Source organism: Rhodococcus sp. APC 3903 (genome assembly GCF_030407755.1).
Classification (GTDB): domain Bacteria; phylum Actinomycetota; class Actinomycetes; order Mycobacteriales; family Mycobacteriaceae; genus Rhodococcus_F; species Rhodococcus_F erythropolis.
The window spans coordinates 60,337-77,683 of sequence record NZ_JASDCV010000005.1 but is presented as its reverse complement, the minus strand read 5'-3'; the positions used below and the strand labels follow the sequence as shown (position 1 = coordinate 77,683).

17 protein-coding genes and 1 riboswitch are annotated in these 17,347 nt (G+C 63.9%); of the genes, 11 read left to right on the top strand and 6 right to left on the bottom strand.

What is annotated here, in order from left to right; all coding sequences use genetic code 11:
- Positions 1 to 180: 180 nt before the first annotated feature.
- Positions 181 to 1,836, top strand: coding sequence for a GMC oxidoreductase (locus QMA15_RS08860; protein ID WP_290284007.1), 1,656 nt, complete (start codon positions 181 to 183; stop codon positions 1,834 to 1,836).
- Positions 1,837 to 1,872: 36 nt separating this feature from the next.
- On the opposite strand, the gene cobN is transcribed toward QMA15_RS08860, so the two are convergent.
- Positions 1,873 to 5,493 (bottom strand): cobaltochelatase subunit CobN, encoded by a 3,621-nt coding sequence (gene cobN / locus QMA15_RS08855; protein ID WP_290284006.1) that lies wholly within the window; start codon positions 5,491 to 5,493, stop codon positions 1,873 to 1,875.
- A gap of 63 nt (positions 5,494 to 5,556) precedes the next feature.
- Positions 5,557 to 5,642: riboswitch (cobalamin riboswitch) on the bottom strand.
- Positions 5,643 to 5,716: 74 nt separating this feature from the next.
- On the opposite strand from cobN, the gene cobG reads away from it, so the two are divergent.
- The 9 genes from cobG (at position 5,717) to QMA15_RS08810 (ending at position 12,431) form a co-directional block, all read left to right on the top strand.
- Positions 5,717 to 6,859 carry a precorrin-3B synthase gene (gene cobG / locus QMA15_RS08850; protein ID WP_290284005.1) on the top strand — a complete coding sequence of 381 codons (1,143 nt, stop codon included), beginning with the start codon at positions 5,717 to 5,719 and terminating at the stop codon, positions 6,857 to 6,859.
- Positions 6,860 to 6,878: 19 nt separating this feature from the next.
- Entirely contained in the window at positions 6,879 to 7,505 is a 627-nt protein-coding gene (locus QMA15_RS08845; protein WP_007729839.1) for a precorrin-8X methylmutase, read from the top strand.
- Positions 7,502 to 8,989 (top strand): precorrin-3B C(17)-methyltransferase, encoded by a 1,488-nt coding sequence (gene cobJ / locus QMA15_RS08840; protein WP_290284004.1) that lies wholly within the window; start codon positions 7,502 to 7,504, stop codon positions 8,987 to 8,989. The genes QMA15_RS08845 and cobJ overlap by 4 nt, the downstream gene beginning before the upstream one ends.
- Before the next feature lie 26 nt (positions 8,990 to 9,015).
- A complete protein-coding gene (locus QMA15_RS08835; RefSeq protein ID WP_019748490.1) occupies positions 9,016 to 9,375 on the top strand; it encodes an HNH endonuclease signature motif containing protein in 360 nt (119 codons plus the stop codon).
- Positions 9,372 to 9,776, top strand: coding sequence for a hypothetical protein (locus QMA15_RS08830; RefSeq protein WP_020969653.1), 405 nt, complete (start codon positions 9,372 to 9,374; stop codon positions 9,774 to 9,776). The genes QMA15_RS08835 and QMA15_RS08830 overlap by 4 nt, the downstream gene beginning before the upstream one ends.
- Positions 9,773 to 9,922, top strand: a complete 150-nt coding sequence (locus tag QMA15_RS08825) for a hypothetical protein (protein ID WP_290284003.1) — start codon at positions 9,773 to 9,775, stop codon at positions 9,920 to 9,922. The genes QMA15_RS08830 and QMA15_RS08825 overlap by 4 nt, the downstream gene beginning before the upstream one ends.
- A gap of 77 nt (positions 9,923 to 9,999) precedes the next feature.
- On the top strand, positions 10,000 to 10,569 hold the full coding sequence (locus tag QMA15_RS08820) for a dihydrofolate reductase family protein (RefSeq protein WP_290284001.1): 570 nt from the start codon (positions 10,000 to 10,002) through the stop codon (positions 10,567 to 10,569).
- Positions 10,570 to 10,651: 82 nt separating this feature from the next.
- On the top strand, positions 10,652 to 11,683 hold the full coding sequence (locus QMA15_RS08815) for a helix-turn-helix domain-containing protein (RefSeq protein ID WP_290284000.1): 1,032 nt from the start codon (positions 10,652 to 10,654) through the stop codon (positions 11,681 to 11,683).
- Entirely contained in the window at positions 11,673 to 12,431 is a 759-nt protein-coding gene (locus QMA15_RS08810) for a nucleotidyl transferase AbiEii/AbiGii toxin family protein (protein ID WP_029538141.1), read from the top strand. The genes QMA15_RS08815 and QMA15_RS08810 overlap by 11 nt, the downstream gene beginning before the upstream one ends.
- A gap of 212 nt (positions 12,432 to 12,643) precedes the next feature.
- Here the strand turns inward: QMA15_RS08810 and QMA15_RS08805 are convergent, their stop codons facing one another.
- Positions 12,644 to 13,426: an alpha/beta hydrolase gene (locus tag QMA15_RS08805; protein ID WP_290283999.1), complete on the bottom strand. Its 783-nt coding sequence runs from the start codon at positions 13,424 to 13,426 to the stop codon at positions 12,644 to 12,646.
- A 273-nt stretch (positions 13,427 to 13,699) separates the two neighbouring features.
- Between QMA15_RS08805 and ccsB the strand changes: the two genes are divergently transcribed.
- Positions 13,700 to 14,659 (top strand): c-type cytochrome biogenesis protein CcsB, encoded by a 960-nt coding sequence (gene ccsB, locus QMA15_RS08800; RefSeq protein WP_290283996.1) that lies wholly within the window; start codon positions 13,700 to 13,702, stop codon positions 14,657 to 14,659.
- 13 nt (positions 14,660 to 14,672) lie between these two features.
- Here the strand turns inward: ccsB and QMA15_RS08795 are convergent, their stop codons facing one another.
- The 4 genes from QMA15_RS08795 to QMA15_RS08780 all read right to left on the bottom strand — a co-directional run bounded on the left by QMA15_RS08795 (position 14,673) and on the right by QMA15_RS08780 (position 17,258).
- The gene (locus QMA15_RS08795; protein ID WP_290283994.1) at positions 14,673 to 15,188 is read right to left on the bottom strand and encodes a DUF1990 domain-containing protein; all 516 of its coding nucleotides are present in this window, start codon (positions 15,186 to 15,188) and stop codon (positions 14,673 to 14,675) included.
- Complete coding sequence (locus QMA15_RS08790; RefSeq protein WP_133728079.1) at positions 15,188 to 15,547, bottom strand: VOC family protein; 360 nt, start codon at positions 15,545 to 15,547, stop codon at positions 15,188 to 15,190. Before QMA15_RS08790 ends, QMA15_RS08795 begins: the two co-directional genes overlap by 1 nt.
- A 10-nt stretch (positions 15,548 to 15,557) precedes the next feature.
- Entirely contained in the window at positions 15,558 to 16,199 is a 642-nt protein-coding gene (locus tag QMA15_RS08785) for a ScbR family autoregulator-binding transcription factor (RefSeq protein WP_019748499.1), read from the bottom strand.
- Between the two features lie 159 nt (positions 16,200 to 16,358).
- Positions 16,359 to 17,258 (bottom strand): HAMP domain-containing protein, encoded by a 900-nt coding sequence (locus QMA15_RS08780; protein ID WP_225320034.1) that lies wholly within the window; start codon positions 17,256 to 17,258, stop codon positions 16,359 to 16,361.
- Between the last annotated feature and the right edge of the window lie 89 nt (positions 17,259 to 17,347).

Genomic DNA, 17,347 nt, shown 5'->3' with positions numbered 1-17,347 from the left:
CTCTCGCTGAACACCGACAAGATTCCGCGACTATCTGGCGACCGATCAGTACCACCCAGGAAGTGCCACTTATGCACGTTTTATCCGGTTCTTCATGACGTGGGACACGCCGTTTCGTCCCCGAACTCCATCTCGAGTTATTCTGAGGCAAACCGTCGAACTGGGGAGTCGAACTTACACATGCAGCGCCGTGACATGCAGCGTCGTGACTTTTTCAAAGCCGCCGGGGCGGGGGCGGCAGTTGCAGCCGCGACACCGCTCATGTCGACGTCGACCAGCCACGCCGCCCCCGCACCCCTGCGGGCGCTACCGATGGGTGCTGATCACTACCGCGCGCTCGTCCCCGAGTTGTTCGCACCATCTCCTGCTCCCCCGGAGCATTCCGAAGCCATCGTCATCGGGTCCGGATTCGGCGCAAGCGCCACCGCTCTCCGGTTGGCGCAGAGCGGCACCCAGGTCACCATCCTCGAACGCGGACTCCGATGGCCGCATGATCCGCAGCGGGAGATTCACACCTCCGACATGCTGGCCGACGGCCGCGGAGTCTTCCGGCGAACATCGTTCACCAACCTCACCGGACTCCCCGTGGCGTGCGACTACTTCAGCGGCGTCCTCGATGCCACCGACTACGAACACATCTCGGTCTGGCGCGGCGCTGCAGTCGGCGGTGGTTCCATCATCTTCACCGGCGTGATGATCGCGCCCGAGCGCCGATTCTTCGACGCAGTCTTCGGCAACTCCCTCGACTACGACGAGATGGCGTCCACCTGGTACCCCAAAGTGCGCCAGATGCTGCGTCTGAGCCCGTTGCCCGAAGACATTTACCAAACCCCGAACTTCGGTCACTCGCGTCGTTGGGATCAGGACGCTCGTCGTGCCGGATTCGATCCGCAGCGGATCGACGGGATCTGGAACTGGGACGTGGTGCGCTCAGAACTCGACGGCCGAACCCGAGCCTCGGCCACTGTCGGTGACAGCAACATGGGTAACTCCAACGGCGCGAAGTTCGACCTCACACAGAACTACATTCCTGCCGCCGAAGCCACCGGACGAGCCACCGTCTGTTACGGACATCAGGTGCTCGCGATCAGTCGCGAACGTGATGGACGCTACGTCGTCGACGTCGAATCGACGGATCCGACGGGTGGCGTTCTGGCCCGGAAGACTCTTACCTGTGACCGTCTGTTCCTCGGCGCCGGCTCGATCGGCACCTCCGAACTGCTGGTACGCGCCCAGGCGACGGGCGCGCTGCCCAACCTCAACGAACACGTCGGTAAGGGCTGGGGAACGAACGGCGACGCCGGGATGGTGCGCTCGTTCGGCTTCAGTGACGGCACTGCGCAAGCCTCACCGTCGGCATCACGCATCGTCGACGAGTCGGGAATGCCACTCTCCCTCGAGAATTGGTATGTCCCCGGCTTGCCCGTCAACATCGGCATGCTCGGAACATTGGGGATGACCCTCGACTCGCAGCGCGCCGACTTCGCCTACGACGGCGGCTCCGATCGGGTGGTGCTGAACTGGCCGAAGAACGGCAACGACGCCACCGTCGAGGCACTACGCGCCGTCCAGAACAAGATGGCCTTCGCCGGCACCACGCTGCCGTCCGCCCTGCCGTTCGCGAAAGACGTCAATTCCTCGTTCACCGCGCATCCCCTCGGCGGTGCGGTTCTGGGCAAGGCCACCGACGGCTACGGGCGAGTCAAGGGCTACGACGGCCTGTACGTGATGGACGGCGCTGCCATTCCGGGCAGCACCGGCACCGTCAATCCGTCACTGACCATCACTGCTCTGGCGGAGCGGAACATCGCTCAGATCATCAAGTCCGGACGCTGACTCACTTCAGCGCCCGGACCTGACGGTGATCGAGGTTTACTCCCCCTCGAGTTCGCCTTCGGTTTCGAGGTACACCTGACGCAAGCCGTCGAGTGTCTTCTGCTCGGGGTGCTCCCACATGTTGCGCTCGGCGGCTTCGAGGAGCCGCTCGGCGATTCCGTGCAATGCCCACGGGTTGGACTGCGTCATGAACTTCTGGTTCTGCTCGTCCAGAACGTAGGTCTCGGCGAGCTTTTCGTACATCCAGTCCGCGACCACGTTGGTGGTGGCGTCGTACCCGAAGAGGTAGTCGACCGTGGCCGCCATCTCGAACGCACCCTTGTACCCGTGACGGCGCATCGCGTCGAGCCAGCGGGGATTGACCACGCGCGCCCGGAAGACACGTGCGGTCTCTTCCGAAAGTGTGCGTGTGCGAACCGATTCCGGTCGAGTGCTGTCGCCGATATATGCCTCGGGCGACTTTCCGGTCAGCGCGCGCACGGTGGCAACCATGCCGCCGTGGTACTGGAAGTAGTCGTCCGAATCGGCGATGTCGTGCTCACGCGTGTCGGTGTTCTTGGCCGCCACGTTGATTCGACGGTAAGCACTGCGCATGTCGTCAGCTGCCGGGATTCCGTCGAGCCCACGGCCGTACGCGAAGCCGCCCCAGTTGGTGTACACCTCGGCGAGGTCGTCGTCACCGCGCCAGGTCTTGGAGTCGATGAGTTGCAGCAGTCCGGCGCCGTATGTTCCGGGCTTCGAACCGAAGATACGGGTGGTCGCACGCCTGGCGTCGCCGTGCTCGGCAAGGTCGGCCTGTGCGTGGGCGCGCACGTAGTTCTGCTCGTCCGTCTCGTCCAGTGCCGCGACCAGCTGAACGGCGTCGTCGAGCAGTGCGAGCACGTGCGGGAACGCATCACGGAAGAATCCGGAGATGCGGACGGTGACGTCGATGCGCGGGCGGCCGAGTTCTTCGAGATCGATCACTTCGAGGTTGACGACGCGTCGGCTCGCTTCGTCCCAGACGGGGCGAACACCGAGGAGCGCGAACACTTCGGCGATGTCGTCGCCGGAGGTACGCATGGCGGCGGTTCCCCACACCGACAGACCCACCGAGCGCGGGTATTCGCCGTGATCGGCGAGATAGCGAGCGGCGAGCGACTCGGCCATCGCCTGACCGGTCTCCCACGCCAGGCGTGAAGGAACTGCCTTGGGGTCGACGGAGTAGAAGTTACGACCAGTGGGAAGAACGTTGATCAGGCCGCGCAGCGGCGAACCGCTCGGACCCGCGGCGATGAATCCGCCGTCGAGCGCGTGCAGGACCTGCTTGATCTCGTTGTCGGTCTGCCGAAGACGCGGAACCACTTCGGTGGCCGCGAACTGCAGGATCTTCACGACGGTCTCGTCGTCGCTGAGTTGTTCTGCCGCAGCGGGGTTCCAATCGGCGTCGTACATGCCGCGAACCAGTGCGTGCGCCTTTTCCTCGACGTCGTCGACACGGTTGCGGGACTCGTCGCCGTCTTCGCTGAGCCCGAGAGCTTCGCGCAGACCAGGGACGCTCTGTTCGCCGCCCCACATCTGACGGGCACGGAGCATAGCCAGGACCAGTTCGATTTCGGCGTCGCCCTCGGGTGCGCGGCCGAGAATGTGCAGGCCGTCGCGGATCTGGACGTCCTTGATCTCACACAGCCACCCGTCGACGTGCAGGAGCATGTCGTCGAACACGTCTTCTTCGGGACGCTCCGCGAGGCCGAGGTCGTGGTCCATCTTGGCTGCCCGCATCAGCGTCCAGATCTGCTGGCGAATGGCCGGCAGCTTGGACGGGTCCAGTGCGGAGATGTTGGAGTGCTCGTCGAGCAGTTGCTCGAGACGGGAGATGTCGCCGTAGCTTTCGGCGCGGGCCATCGGTGGGATCAGGTGATCGACGAGTGTCGCGTGGGCACGACGCTTTGCCTGTGTTCCTTCACCCGGGTCGTTGACCAGGAAGGGGTAGATCAGCGGCAGGTCGCCGAGGGCTGCGTCGGTGCCGCAGTTGCTGGACATGCCGAGCGTCTTGCCCGGCAACCATTCGAGGTTGCCGTGCTTGCCGAGGTGCACAACGGCGTCGGCGCCGAATCCGCCGTTGTCCGGTGTTGCAGCGATCCAGCGGTAGGCCGCGAGGTAGTGGTGGCTCGGCGGCAGATCCGGGTCGTGGTAGATCGCGACGGGCTTTTCACCGAATCCCCGCGGCGGCTGGACCATGAGCACGATGTTGTTGAATCGCAGTGCCGCGATGACGATTTCGCCGTCCGGATCCTGCGAGCGGTCGACGTACAGCTCTCCGGGCGCTGCGCCCCAGTGCTCTTCGACGCCGCTGCGCAGTTCCTCGGGCAGGGTGGCGAACCATTCGCGGTACTTTGCTGCCGAGATGCGGATCGGATTGCCCTCGAGCTGCTCGGCAGTGAGCCAGTCAGGATCCTGGCCGCCGGCCGCGATCAGGGCATGGATCAGCGCGTCGCCGTCCTTCGCCGCCAGGCCGGGAACTGCGTCCGGGCCGTCGACCGGACCGAGGTCGTAACCGGCAGAACGCATTTCGGTGAGCAGGTCGATTGCGCTCGCCGGAGTATCGAGACCGACCGCGTTGCCGATGCGGGCGTGCTTGGTCGGGTACGCCGAGAGCATCAGAGCAACGCGACGCTCGGTGGTGGGAATGTGGCGCAGCTTGCCGTGACGGACCGCGATCCCGGCGACACGGGCGGCGCGCTCGACGTCGGGGACGTACGTGGACAGTCCGTCGGAGTCGATTTCCTTGAAGGAGAACGGGACGGTAATGATGCGGCCGTCGAATTCCGGCACCGCGACCTGGGTCGCGACGTCGAGAGGCGACAGTCCGTCGTCGTTCTCGTCCCAGGTGGCGCGGCTACTGGTCAGGCACAGGCCCTGCAGGATGGGGACGTCGAGCGCAGCGAGTGCGGCGACATCCCAGGCTTCGTCGTCGCCACCGGCGGACGCGGTCGCGGGCTTCGTGCCACCGGCAGCAAGAACTGTCACGACCATGGCGTCGGCGCGGCGGAGCGTGCTCAGAAGTTCGGCTTCTGCGGTTCGCAGAGATGCGCAGTAGATCGGCAGCGCGGTGCCACCGGCCTCGGCGACCGCGTCGCACAACGCCTGGATGTACCGGGTGTTGCCGGCCAAATGCTGAGCGCGGTAGTACAGAACTGCGATGACCGGACCGCTCGCCGAGTCGGGATCGGGCGCGAAATCAGCGATGCCCCAGGAAGGCAGGTGGGCCGGCGGCTCGAACCCGTGGCCGGTGAGCAGGACGGTGTCGGACAGGAAGTGGTGCAGCTGTGCCAGATTCTGTGCGCCACCCTCGGCCAGGTAGTTGTGCGCCTCGGCAGCAACACCGGCGGAAACCGTCGAGCACTCCATGAGGTCGGCGTCCGGCGCGTGCTCGCCGCCGAGAACGACTACGGGGAGTCCGGAGGCGAGGACCATGTCCAGGCCGTCTTCCCAGCTGCGACGGCTGCCGAGGATACGAACGATCACGAGGTCGACGCCGTCGAGCAAGGGCGGCAAGTCCTCCGAGACCAGCAAGCGTGAGGGGTTGGCCCAGCGATAGGAGACGCCGTCGCCGGCTTCCTGGCTGGCGCGAGCGCTCAGCAGATCGGTGTCGGACGTGGAGAGCAGAAGAATCACGGGTGAAGCCTTCCTGGGGTTTCGCGCCCCGTGGCACAGATCTGTCATCGACGGCGGTTGAGGGTCTGACTCGTGTTTCCGAGCGGAAACACGTCCCGCTCGAGCAACACTCACAGTGGCGCGACCGCACCGGACTTTCACCGGTTTCCTCAACTGCCGTCACTGGTGGTGGTGATGCTACCGGTCCGCAGAAGGCACTCATGACAGGTCGTACCCTGGAGCCATGCCCACGGACCGTTCACAGCCAGACGCGTGCCCGGGTGCACTGCAAGTTCACCACGCCGCCGACGGCGCACTGGCACGCGTGCGCCTACCCGGCGGACTCCTCACCCCGGTCCAATTGCAGACGCTCGCCGACGCAGCGCGCGATCTCGGCAACGGGCAGATGGAACTCACCTCGAGGGGCAACGTCCAACTGCGCTCGGTCTCGGATCCCGAAGCCTTCGCAGCGCGAATCGCGTCGGCCGGCCTGCTGCCGTCCGCGACGCACGAGCGAGTTCGCAACATCCTCGCGTCCCCACTGTCCGGCCGTATCGGGGGCGTCGCCGATATTCGTGAACTGGTCCATCGGCTCGATTCCGCCATCCAAGCGGATCAGGCATTGGCGGACCTGCCAGGGCGAACCCTGTTCACCCTCGACGACGGGCGCGGAGACATCACCGGGCTACGGGGCGATTTCGGGCTCCACGCGCGCAGCGCCACCGAACATTCACTGGTGCTCGCCGGTCACCACACCACTCACCGCGTCCAGGCGGATGACGCCGTCGAATTGCTCCTCGAGGCGGCTCGATCATTCCTCGACGTCCGCGACAAGCACTGGCGCCTGGCCGAGGTTCCGGACGGAATCGAACGCACCCTCGAGCATCTGGGTCTGAGCGCCGAGTCCACCGGTGCCGCGGACCTCACGCCGGATGCACGGCCCACCATCGGCTGGCTCGAGCAGCGCGACGGGACCGTAGCCCTGGGCGGAGGCTTGCGATTCGGGCTGCTCGACGCTCGGCTGGCCGAGTTCCTGGCCGCCGTCGACAAGCCCGTCGTCGTGACGCCGTGGCGATCGGTGCATATCTTCGACCTCGACGAATGGGCTGCCGAGCAGGTAGTCCGGGTGTTGGCGCCGATGGGGCTGATCTTCGACGAGAACTCACCGTGGCTCGACGTCACCGCCTGCACCGGAAGCCCGGGATGCGAGAAGTCGCTCGCCGATGTGCGCACCGACGCCATCACCGCGGTAGAGCAGGCAGAACTGCCAGTCGTCGGGCGCCAGCACTGGGCCGGGTGCGACCGCAGCTGCGGACGTCCCCGCGGGGACGTAGCGGATGTGATTGCGACGGGTGACGGTTACCGGGTGAATCCGGCCGATCGGTGATGCCTCTATCGTGTGGCACATGATCGAGTACATCCGTGACGGCGCGGAAATCTATCGCCAGTCCTTTGCCACCATTCGGGCCGAAGCCGACCTGAGCCGTTTCCCGGCGGATGTCTCGCAAGCTGTAGTGCGCATGATTCATGCAAGTGGCCAGGTCGATCTCGTCGACGACGTCGCCTTCACACCCGGTGTCGTCTCGGCTGCGCGCGCAGCTCTGCGCGACGGCGCGCCGATTTTCTGCGACGCCCAGATGGTGGCTGCCGGCATCACGCGCAAGCGTCTACCCGCCGGCAACGACGTCATCTGCACCCTCGGCGATCCGCGGGTTCCCGTGCTGGCGTCGACCATCGACAACACTCGCTCGGCGGCTGCTCTCGAACTGTGGGGAGCCAAGCTCGAGGGCGCTGTTGTCGCGATCGGAAACGCACCCACCGCACTGTTCCATCTCCTGAACCTCATCGAAGCCGGCGCGCCCCGTCCGGCCGCTATCGTCGGAGGTCCGGTCGGCTTCATCGGCGCTGCCGAGTCGAAGGAAGCCCTCATCGAACACGCCAGCGGGATCGATCATCTGGTGCTCCGCGGCCGACGCGGCGGCAGCGCGATCACCGCGGCCGTCGTCAACGCGATTGCGAGCGAAGTCGAATGAGTGCAGGCAAGCTCTGGGGTGTCGGTATCGGCCCCGGCGATCCCGAATTGGTGACCGTCAAGGCCGCCCGCGTCATCGGCGAGGCAGACGTGATTGCCTTCCATTCCGCGCGGCACGGCAAGAGCATCTCCCGCGGAGTTGCAGCGCCGTACATGCGCGAAGGACAGATCGAAGAACACCTCGTCTACCCCGTGACCACCGAGACCGTTGATCATCCCGGCGGATACCAGGGCGCGATGGACGAATTCTACGAAGCGGCTGCCGAACGGTTGGCAGTTCACCTCGCGGCCGGTCGAACCGTTGCCCTGCTCGCGGCCGGCGATCCGCTCTTCTACAGCTCCTACATGCACATGCACAAGAGGCTGGCCGATCGCTTCGACGCCGAGGTGATTCCCGGCGTCACCTCCGTCAGCGCGGCATCTGCTGCACTCGGAAAGCCGCTGGTCGAGGGTGAAGAGATCCTGACGATCCTGCCCGGAACATTGCCGCAGGCTGAGCTGACCAGGCGGCTCAAGGAAACTGACGCCGCTGCCATCCTCAAGCTCGGACGCACGTTCCCCCCGGTCCTGCAATCGCTCGAGGATTCAGGCCGCTTGGATGAAGCGCACTACGTCGAGCGCGCGAGCACCACACGTCAACGCGTCGAATCCGCTGCCGAGGTCGACCCGGACGGAGTTCCGTACTTCTCGATCGCCATCGTTCCGAGCCCGTCGAACAACCCTCGACCTGCAACCGAATCCCGCGGCGAGGTGGTCGTGGTCGGACTCGGACCGGGCGACACCGCCTGGACCACACCCGAAGTGGCGCATGAGCTTTCGTTGGCCACCGACCTCGTCGGCTACGGCCCGTACGTCGATCGCGTGCCGACGCGTCCGGGCCAGCGGCGCCATTCCAGCGACAACCGCGTCGAAGCCGAACGCGCCGCGATGGCGTTGGACCTGGCGAAGAACGGCGCCCGTGTAGCTGTCGTCTCGTCGGGAGATCCCGGCGTATTCGCCATGGCTGCAGCAGTTCTCGAAGTTGCCGCCGAAGACCAGTGGCGCGACGTCCCGGTACGCATCCTTCCCGGTATGACGGCGGCAAATGCTGTCGCCAGTCGCGTCGGCGCTCCCCTCGGGCACGACTATGCGGTGCTCTCCCTCTCTGATCGCCTCAAGCCGTGGGATGTCGTCGCTCGCCGTATCTCGGCAGTTGCAGCCGCAGACATGGCATTTGCGGTCTACAACCCGGCGTCGAAGTCCCGGACGTGGCAGGTCCAAGCCATGAAAGACCTCGTGCTCGAGCACCGCTCCCCCGAGACTCCTGTTGTCATCGGGCGCGATGTTGCCGGCGCCGAGGAATCAGTTCGCGTCGTAACCCTCGGCGAGCTCGAGCCTTCCGAGATCGACATGCGGACGCTGCTGATCGTCGGCTCGTCGATGACGACGGTCGTCGAAACCGGTTCGGGCCGTCAGGTGTTCACCCCGCGGCGGTACCCGGAGTAACCACCACTCGGCGATAGCATGGCGTCATGCCCGTCAACCGGACCCGGAAAGCCAGATACGCGCGCAAACGCAAACGCCGAATGGATCTGGTGGAGCACGACCTGTCCGTCGAGCAGTGGTCCGCGCTCAAAGCGGCCTGGGGTGGCTGCGCGTACTGCGGCGAGCCGGACGAGTCGCCGCAGCGTGACTGTGTGCTGGCGATCTCCCGCGGTGGGCGCTACACGCTCGACAACATCGCACCGGCGTGCCGCTCGTGCAATGCAAGCAAATGCAACAGCGAGGTCACTCTCTGGTTGCGACGCAAGGGGTATGACGAGAAGGCCTTCCTCCTGCGGCACGCGGAGATAGGTATCGAGATGAAGGCGCAGTTCTCGGAGCAGTCGTGACGACCCCGCACGAGTTGCGCCCGATCCTCGACGAGTTGATGGAGTTCGAACCTCTGTTTCACCGAACTCGAGTAGCGATGTCACGAGACGAGTTCGATGCGGTCGTCGACCCGGAGTTCCGGGAGATCGGAGCCTCCGGCGCTCGATACACTCGCGACTACGTGCAGTCGGTAGTTGAGCGCCGACGCCTCCGCGGCGAGGTGAACGACGCCGCCGAACTCGGGTGGAGGGTTGACCGGCCAGCACTGAGCAGGATCGCGCCTGACACGTATCTGGTGACGTACCGGCTGGCGCAGGCGCATCGTGTCACCGAGCGATCATCCATCTGGCGGTTCGCCGAGAATCGATGGAGCGTGTTGTTTCATCAAGGCACAGTCGTAGAAAGTGGTCTGGAAGCGTGAAGGAATCGACCCAGAAACCCACCATTCCGCTTTGGATGGACATCACCTTCACCGTCTTCGTTCTTGCCTGGATCTTCATCACGATTAGCGCGCTCGCCTGGTTGCTGTTCGGTCGACCCCCGCGTGACTCCAGGTCCCGAACCTGATCTACACCGACGGCCCGGCAGTAGTCTGAGTACGGTCCGGTGCTGTCAACCTGCGCGTATCAGGGGAGAACAACGAGATGAGACCACTTCGATACTCGATCAACGTCACCCTCGACGGCTGCTGCCATCACGAGGCGGGGCTCCCACCCGACGAGGAGTCGATGCGCTACTGGACCGCTCAGATGGAACGCGCCGATGCTTTGCTGTTCGGCCGGGTGACCTACGAGATGATGGAGTCGGCGTGGCGGCGGCCCGGAACGGGCACATGGCCTGACTGGATGGACGAGTGGGAGATCCCGTTCGCCGAGGCAATGGACCGGACGAAGAAGTACGTCGTGTCGAGCACGTTGAGCAGGGTCGATTGGAATGCCGAGCTGGTGCCGGGCGACTTGGGGCCAGCAGTTCAGCGACTCAAGGAGCAGCCCGGCGAAGGCCTGTGGGTTGGCGGCGTAACACTCCCCCTGGCATTGGCAGACCTGGGACTGATCGACGAGTACGAGTTCCTTGTTCAACCGGTCCTCGCCGGACACGGACCGACGTTGCTCGCGGGCCTGCGCGAGCGCATCCAACTCGAGCTCGTCGACCGCCACGAGTTCCAGTCGGGTGCAGTCGCCGTGCGATATCGGCCCGCTCAAGTACCGACATGATGTGAATGCGCGAAGAGCTGCAATCAACCATGTTCGGTGTTCGGTATTGACCGAACACCGAACATGCTGAAACGATACACGCGTGAACAACCAGGCTTCCGCCGTTGAGGCTTTCGTGATCGACGCCTTCGCAGAATTAGGCATCGACGCCCAACCACCAATCCGCGAACCCGGCACCGGCATCGACCTTGTGCTGGACCCAGACGGTCTTGCCGTCCCAATCCAGATGAAGTACCGCTCTCTGGTCACCGACCAGGTTGCCGAACGACTACTCACCGAAACCCAGTCCACGGACACGACATTGTTTGTCGTATCGGACCGCCTCACCGAAACCGCGCGCGCGATCCTCGTCCAGCGACGCTGCGGCTACCTCGATCTCCGCGGACGACTTGCCATACGTACAGGCAGCATGGTCATAGACGCCGAAGTAAAGACGCTCCAGAAACGCCTTGAACGGTCGGAAGCACTCAGCGGCAAGGCCGGCCTCGAGGTCGCAGTTTCAGTGCTCATGCATCCCGAGCGAACTTTCGCGGTGCGTGAGCTCGCGCGGGAGTTGGGTCGTTCCCCCAGCACGGTCTCGGAGATACTGGCTGCCCTGCGCCGCGACGGTTTCGTCGATGCGAGGAATATGCCGACGAGCACCGACCTGTTCTGGCAGGTCGCCGAGCGCTGGCCGAAACCCCGCGTTCACTTAGCTGCGCTCCCGTCTCGGGGCGATGCAACTTTGATGCGACCACTGCGGCTCAATCTCGACACACTCGAGAAGGAACCGGGTTGGGCTTTGACCGACTCTGCGGCGGCCGCTATGTACGGTGCGCCCTTGGCTTTCCGCTCAGACCAAACCCTCGACTTCTTTGTCCCCGACCCTTCGACCCTCCGGCGCGCTACTACCCTGCTGGGAACTTCAGCCTCTGCGATGCAGGCGAAGGCCACGTTGCGGGTCGCGCCTGTACCCGCAGCCGTGAATCACCGCGTCAATTTCGACTCCAACGCGCTCGAATGGCCACTCACACATCCGTTGTTCGTCGCACTCGATCTCGCCCAAGACGCCGGACGCGGCCGGGAGATCTTGGACGCATGGACACCCGACGTCCGGTGGACCCGTGTCTGGTAGCCGAGTTACCTTTGCCGGTGATGCGATGGCCGCCGTAGTTCAGGGTGTTATCGAGGTCCGCTCACTGCTCGGGGGGCCGCCTGTCATCGTAGGCGGACTCGCCGTATTGTCGCGGTTGTCGAATCCCCACCGAGCCACGGTCGACCTCGATCTTGTGGATCGACTTCTCGGCGATATCCCCCAACTCGAAGTCCTGCGTTCTGCCAACGGCGCTGAGCCTGTCGAGCCGGCAGCCGTCTTACTGCCCACGCCGTACGGATCAGTGAAGGTCGACGTGCTCGAAGTCCGTCAGATCGAGATCGACCACCCCAGCGACGATCCTGGCGATCGTCTCCACGCTTCAGCGCACGCGTGGGCCAACGACACCGCCAGCGACATGACCATCGCGGTGATCCGGGCCCACGGCAATCTTGTCGAGGTCACCACCCCAGTTGCCGAGCCGGGCCCACTTATCGCGATGAAACTTCAGGCGGTGATGAATCGTTCCGGAGACAAACAAGGCACTGACCTTCTCGACATCGTGCACCTCGCGCTCGACGCAGCCACCCGCCCCGCGGCGATGGCGCAAATCAGCTCCGTCGATATTGCCGTTGCCCGCGACATCGCCCTTCACGTCAATCTGTGGTTCAAGGAGAGACGAGAGCAATCTCTCCAGCGGATCCGAGCAGCGGGCGACCGAGATATCGCCGCCGACGACTTCGATCTGGTCGCCGAATTGCTAACTGACGCAACAGATCATCAACGCTGACCGCAAACGGGCTATGTCGGACGCGGGAACCGGCCCGGGTGACATTAGTGAAAAACTCCCGTAAGTACGGTGTCGACGTGTTCGACGATCTGCTCACCGACTGGGCCTGTGTCCTCCCCGTTGTGAGCGCGTCGCGGAGTCCGGGCGGTCACGCCCTACTGTTCGACTTCGTATCGGCGTCCGACACCGCCGGACGCCGATACGTGTTCACGTCAGCTCACAGGAGCGCCACCGCTCCCGCCGAGGTGGCGGGCGAAGAACCGAGCCGAACTGTCGCGCTCGTAGTCGGGCACCGGATAGTGCCTGCCCGAGTAGGCGTGCAGCGTCTTCTCCTTCGAGCCGAAGGCATCGAACAACGCTATCCCTGACGTGCGGTCGTAATCCTTGTCATCCCAAGGGATCCGGTACTCGACCGGGACCGTGAGCTTTCGCGCTGCCCCGAGGAGGGAGCTGTCCACAAAAACTCCCCCGAAGCTCACGGCAGCGATCCTGGATTCGACCGGGGCCAACATGAGCCCGGTCACGACCCCTAGCGACACGCCGCCGAAGCCGATCGGAGCGTCGGCGTCGACGTCGGGCAGTGTTTGCAGAGCCTCGATGGTCGCCTGCCATTCCGGCACTGCACGCTCCGCCAACGATCGGTTGTACTCGACGACGATCGGGGCGATCGGCTCGTGGGCCGCCCTAGCCTGGTGGATCGCCTCGACCCACTGTTCGTCCTGTGTGTTCCGCGGGCGGTCGCCGTGTCCGGGCGCGTCGATCGCGGCGACTGTGAACCCGTGGGAGCTCACACTGTGGAGTGCGCTGGCAACCAGTCCTGGTGCCTTCTTGTGCATGCCGCCGGAGTGCCCGGACAGCAGAAGGGGTGATTCGACAGATCCGGACGCGGGTGACCAGAGCACACCGGTGATGTCGTCCAGAATGAAATGGCGTTCGACGACCCCGTTCAACGTCGTCTCGGAAGTGAATTCGATGGTCTGAGAATTGGATTGCATGGTGTTACCTTTCGGGATGCCTACTCGAGGCGCTCCCGGCGACACCTACGTCAATCGCCGATCCGTGAACACGAGTGGGAGCACCCACATGGTTACAGCGTTCATGGGTCTCACCTCCTGGCGTGTTGTCACGGTCTCGCACAAGCTATCAACCCCAACCGAAGCTCGTCCAATCATTTTCCGGACCACTGATCCGACAGACGGCCCTGCCAGTTCTACGATCGTGTGTAGTAGATTCCAAACGACAACCAACCGGTCGTTATGAGGAGTCTGATGTCGGTCGATCCAGTTCTCGCGCAGTACAGCGACTACGCCTTCGCGTCGTCTTTCGCGATTTACGTTCTCGCCCTGGTTCTTTCCGTCGTCGACTTCTCCAGCACACCCCTCTCTGTCACGGTGCGACCGGCACTCGCACATGCCGGAAGTGCATCGAATCCGGCATTGCCCGGCCGGATCGCATTGCCGCCGAATCGAACCCGCGCCCATCGTGCGGGTCGCGCTGCCATGTCTCTCATCGTCGTCGCCCTGGTCCTCAACGTCACCGCGCTTGCACTTCGCGGCATCTCGACGCACCGATGGCCTCTCGGAAACCTCTACGAGTACGCGCTTTTCCTCAGCGCGGCATTGGTGGCATGCTGTCTGGTCATCCTGCGGCGGTACCCGATTCGATCGTTGACCATCTTCGTTCTGTCACCCACCGTGGTGCTTCTGTTCGTCGCCGCCGCAAGCATGTATGCCGAGGCAGCGCCGGTCGTACCCGCTCTTCGTTCGTACTGGATCGGCGTGCACGTCACGATCATCGTCGCCGCCTCCGGCATCCTTACGTTCGCAAGTTCGGTCAGCGCACTTTTCATGATTGCCGAGGTGGGTCCGCAGTCGAAGAAACGCGCGTTGCGTTGGATTGCGGCACGACTGCCGTCATCCGAATTGCTTGACCGCGTGGCCTACCGAACAACGGTCGTCGGATTCCCATTGTTCAGCATCGGGGTGATCTGCGGGGCGATCTGGGCGGAAGCCGCGTGGGGACGTTTCTGGGGCTGGGACCCCAAGGAGACGGTCTCGTTCATATCCTGGGTTCTCTATGCCGCGTACCTCCATGCGCGCGCTACCGCAGGGTTGAAGAACATGCGTGCGGCATGGATCAATGTTGCTGCGCTCGCAACCATGCTTTTCAACATGTTTGCAATCAACTACGTCGTGTCGGGATTGCACTCGTACGCTGGATTGAATTGACGCCTACAACGGGTCAAACCCCCGACCGGTCGACGCTCGCGCGGACGGCACGGATGTAGCGGCGCGTCACAAACGCCTGAACTCGACGTCCGATCGGAGCGCCGAGACGTACCCACCACGTTCCAGGCTTGGAGAATGCGACGATCTCGATACGAACCGCTTGGCTGGTCTCGTCGAACTGGACGACAAACAACTCCTCCCCGCATTCGGGGTGGCCTGCGCGGGTTCCGTACGCGAAGCCCTTGCGATTGGGGTCGTCGACGACATAGACGATCCGAACCGGGATAGTCACCGGACCGAGTCCGAAAGTCGCATCCTGACCTGCCACCGCGGTCGGGGCTGCCGTACGGACGGTCAGATCGGCTCCGCGGTGCATTCCCCATTCCAGGACGGTACGAGCTGCGACCTCGAAATCTTCACGTCCGGATCCGACGGTCGCGCTCTCGTGAACGTGGTGATAGCCAGCGGGGAGAACGCCTGACGTTGCGCCCACCTCGAGGTACGTCAGTCCGCCCGGGCCGGACGCCATCACTGCTCGCGTCGGTGGCTGAGGACGTTGATCACGTGACCGTCGGGGTCGGCAGCGAAGAACCTGCGCACACCCCACGGCTCCTCGGTGACGGGATAGACGATCTTGTCGCCGCGTTGCACCGCGGCCTCGTACGCCGCATCGAGATCGTCCACCTCGACGGAGACGTCCGGCACGACGGGGGCATGAGCGTCGTGCGTCATGACGCTGATCTGCAAGGACGGATCCGTCGGCGAAGCCAACGTCACGATCCACCCGTGATCCATGACAACTTCGAGGCCCAGCACTTCGGTGTAGAAGCGCTGCGCGGCCTCGAGCGAACTACTCGACAGATCCGAAACTATCCGCGTGACGGCCATGTCCCGCAGGCTACGCCGCCGCCGGAGTCCACCGCGACTTGACGAGGCGCTCGATGTCACCGGAAAGTTCGTCGCTGACGATTCCCGGAAGCAGGATCTGCCACATCTCGTCGACACGATCCGGAAGGTCCGAGCGTCGGGTGAGAACGTTCGAAACCAGCTGTACCCCGGTGAATGCCGAGGGCATGAACCTGCCGAACGATTCTGCGCTGACCGATTTTCGGATTTCACCTTCCGCCTGAGCTCTGGCGGTGAGATCCGTGATTGCCGAGATCCATTCGGCGTACGGTTCCACCGGCCCCTCGTACGTGCTCAGTTCCAGCGTCAGGCGAATGCCCGCGCGAACGATCGGCTCGTCGACAATCTGACGTGCCATTTCGTGCGTGAGCATGATCATCTGTTCCAACGGGTCCTTGCCCGTCGCGGAAATCGCCTGCACCGATTCGATCGAGAGCCGATGCTGTTCGGCAATGATGAATTGCGCGAGCTCGTCCTTCGACGCGAAATGGAAGTACAACGCGCCCTTGGTAGTACCGGCCCCCGAGACTATGTCGGCCATGCTGGTGCTGCCGTAACCAGTCTTCTCGAACTGCGCGGCCGCGCCGGCAACGATTTGCTGCCGAGTCAGCTCGGCGCGTGCTTGCTTGACCACTGAATCCCTCTCGTCCTCCAAAGGCCCCCGCCCAGCAAACCCCACGGTTCGCGCCACACTCCAGCTATACCCAAAAACTTCACAATTGCCCCACATTACCAGCGCTCCTTCCATTGCTTCAATTACGAATGCAACAAAGGCGCTGGTCAGACGTCCGATTTAGAGGGAATCTCCTCTCCCCAACGTGCTTTCGTCAACCCGCGCACGGTCCACCAACTCTCCGACGAGGAGCGTCAACTCCATCATCTGGTCCGTGATTTCCTCACGCAACTGCGTTGCATCTGCCTCGGAAATCGCGCCGGACTTGGTATCGAAAGACATCAACAACTCGATATTGGTGCGAAGTGCAGTCAACGGAGCCAGAAGGTCCTGGCCCGCTTCGGTGATCAGACTTCTCTGGCGCGCCCGCGATTCCGACAACGTCCCGAGCATCCGATTGAAACTGACTGTCAACGACGCCAACTCGTCGTCGCCGGTCACCGGAATCGGCGCAAGATCATCCGTTTCGGCAACCCGCCGCGTTGCCGCAGTGAGTCGCGCAATTGGCCGTAATCCTGTGCGTGCCACAGCATCTCCGGCCGCGTAAGCGAGTGCGATACCGGCCGCCCCGAGTGCCGCCAACACCACTGCGAGTCGCTTGAGGACCGAACGGGTCGGCCCCAAGGATTGCGCGACAACCAAAGTTTGGCCCGCAACCGAGGGCTCGACAAGAATTCGATACGCATCGACGGTTGCGATCGTCTGCGACGAATTGCCGTCTGCGATCGACCTGATGGCGTCTGCGCTGGTGCTGAACGGCGGCAGACCGGGAGTCGCCGTCACCAAGGCGCCGTCGGCAGTGAGAAGCCCCACCGCCTGGATGACCGCTGTATCCGCGCCGGCCGTCAATCCCAGAACCGGTGTGACGCCGCCGAAATTGACGGTGTCGGTGATCGCGTCACTCGTGCGCTCGAGTTGTCGATCGACGTTGCCTTGCAAATACGCGTTGAACACGATGTACACCGCCGACGCCGACACGATCACCGCGATCGCCACCAGGCCTGCGGTCAGCAATTTCACGCGCGCATGGAGCGTCCGCACGTGAATTCCCGATGGTTTTCGACGGCTCATTCCGGGAACCGACACTCTCATGCGCGGTCCCGCAGTGC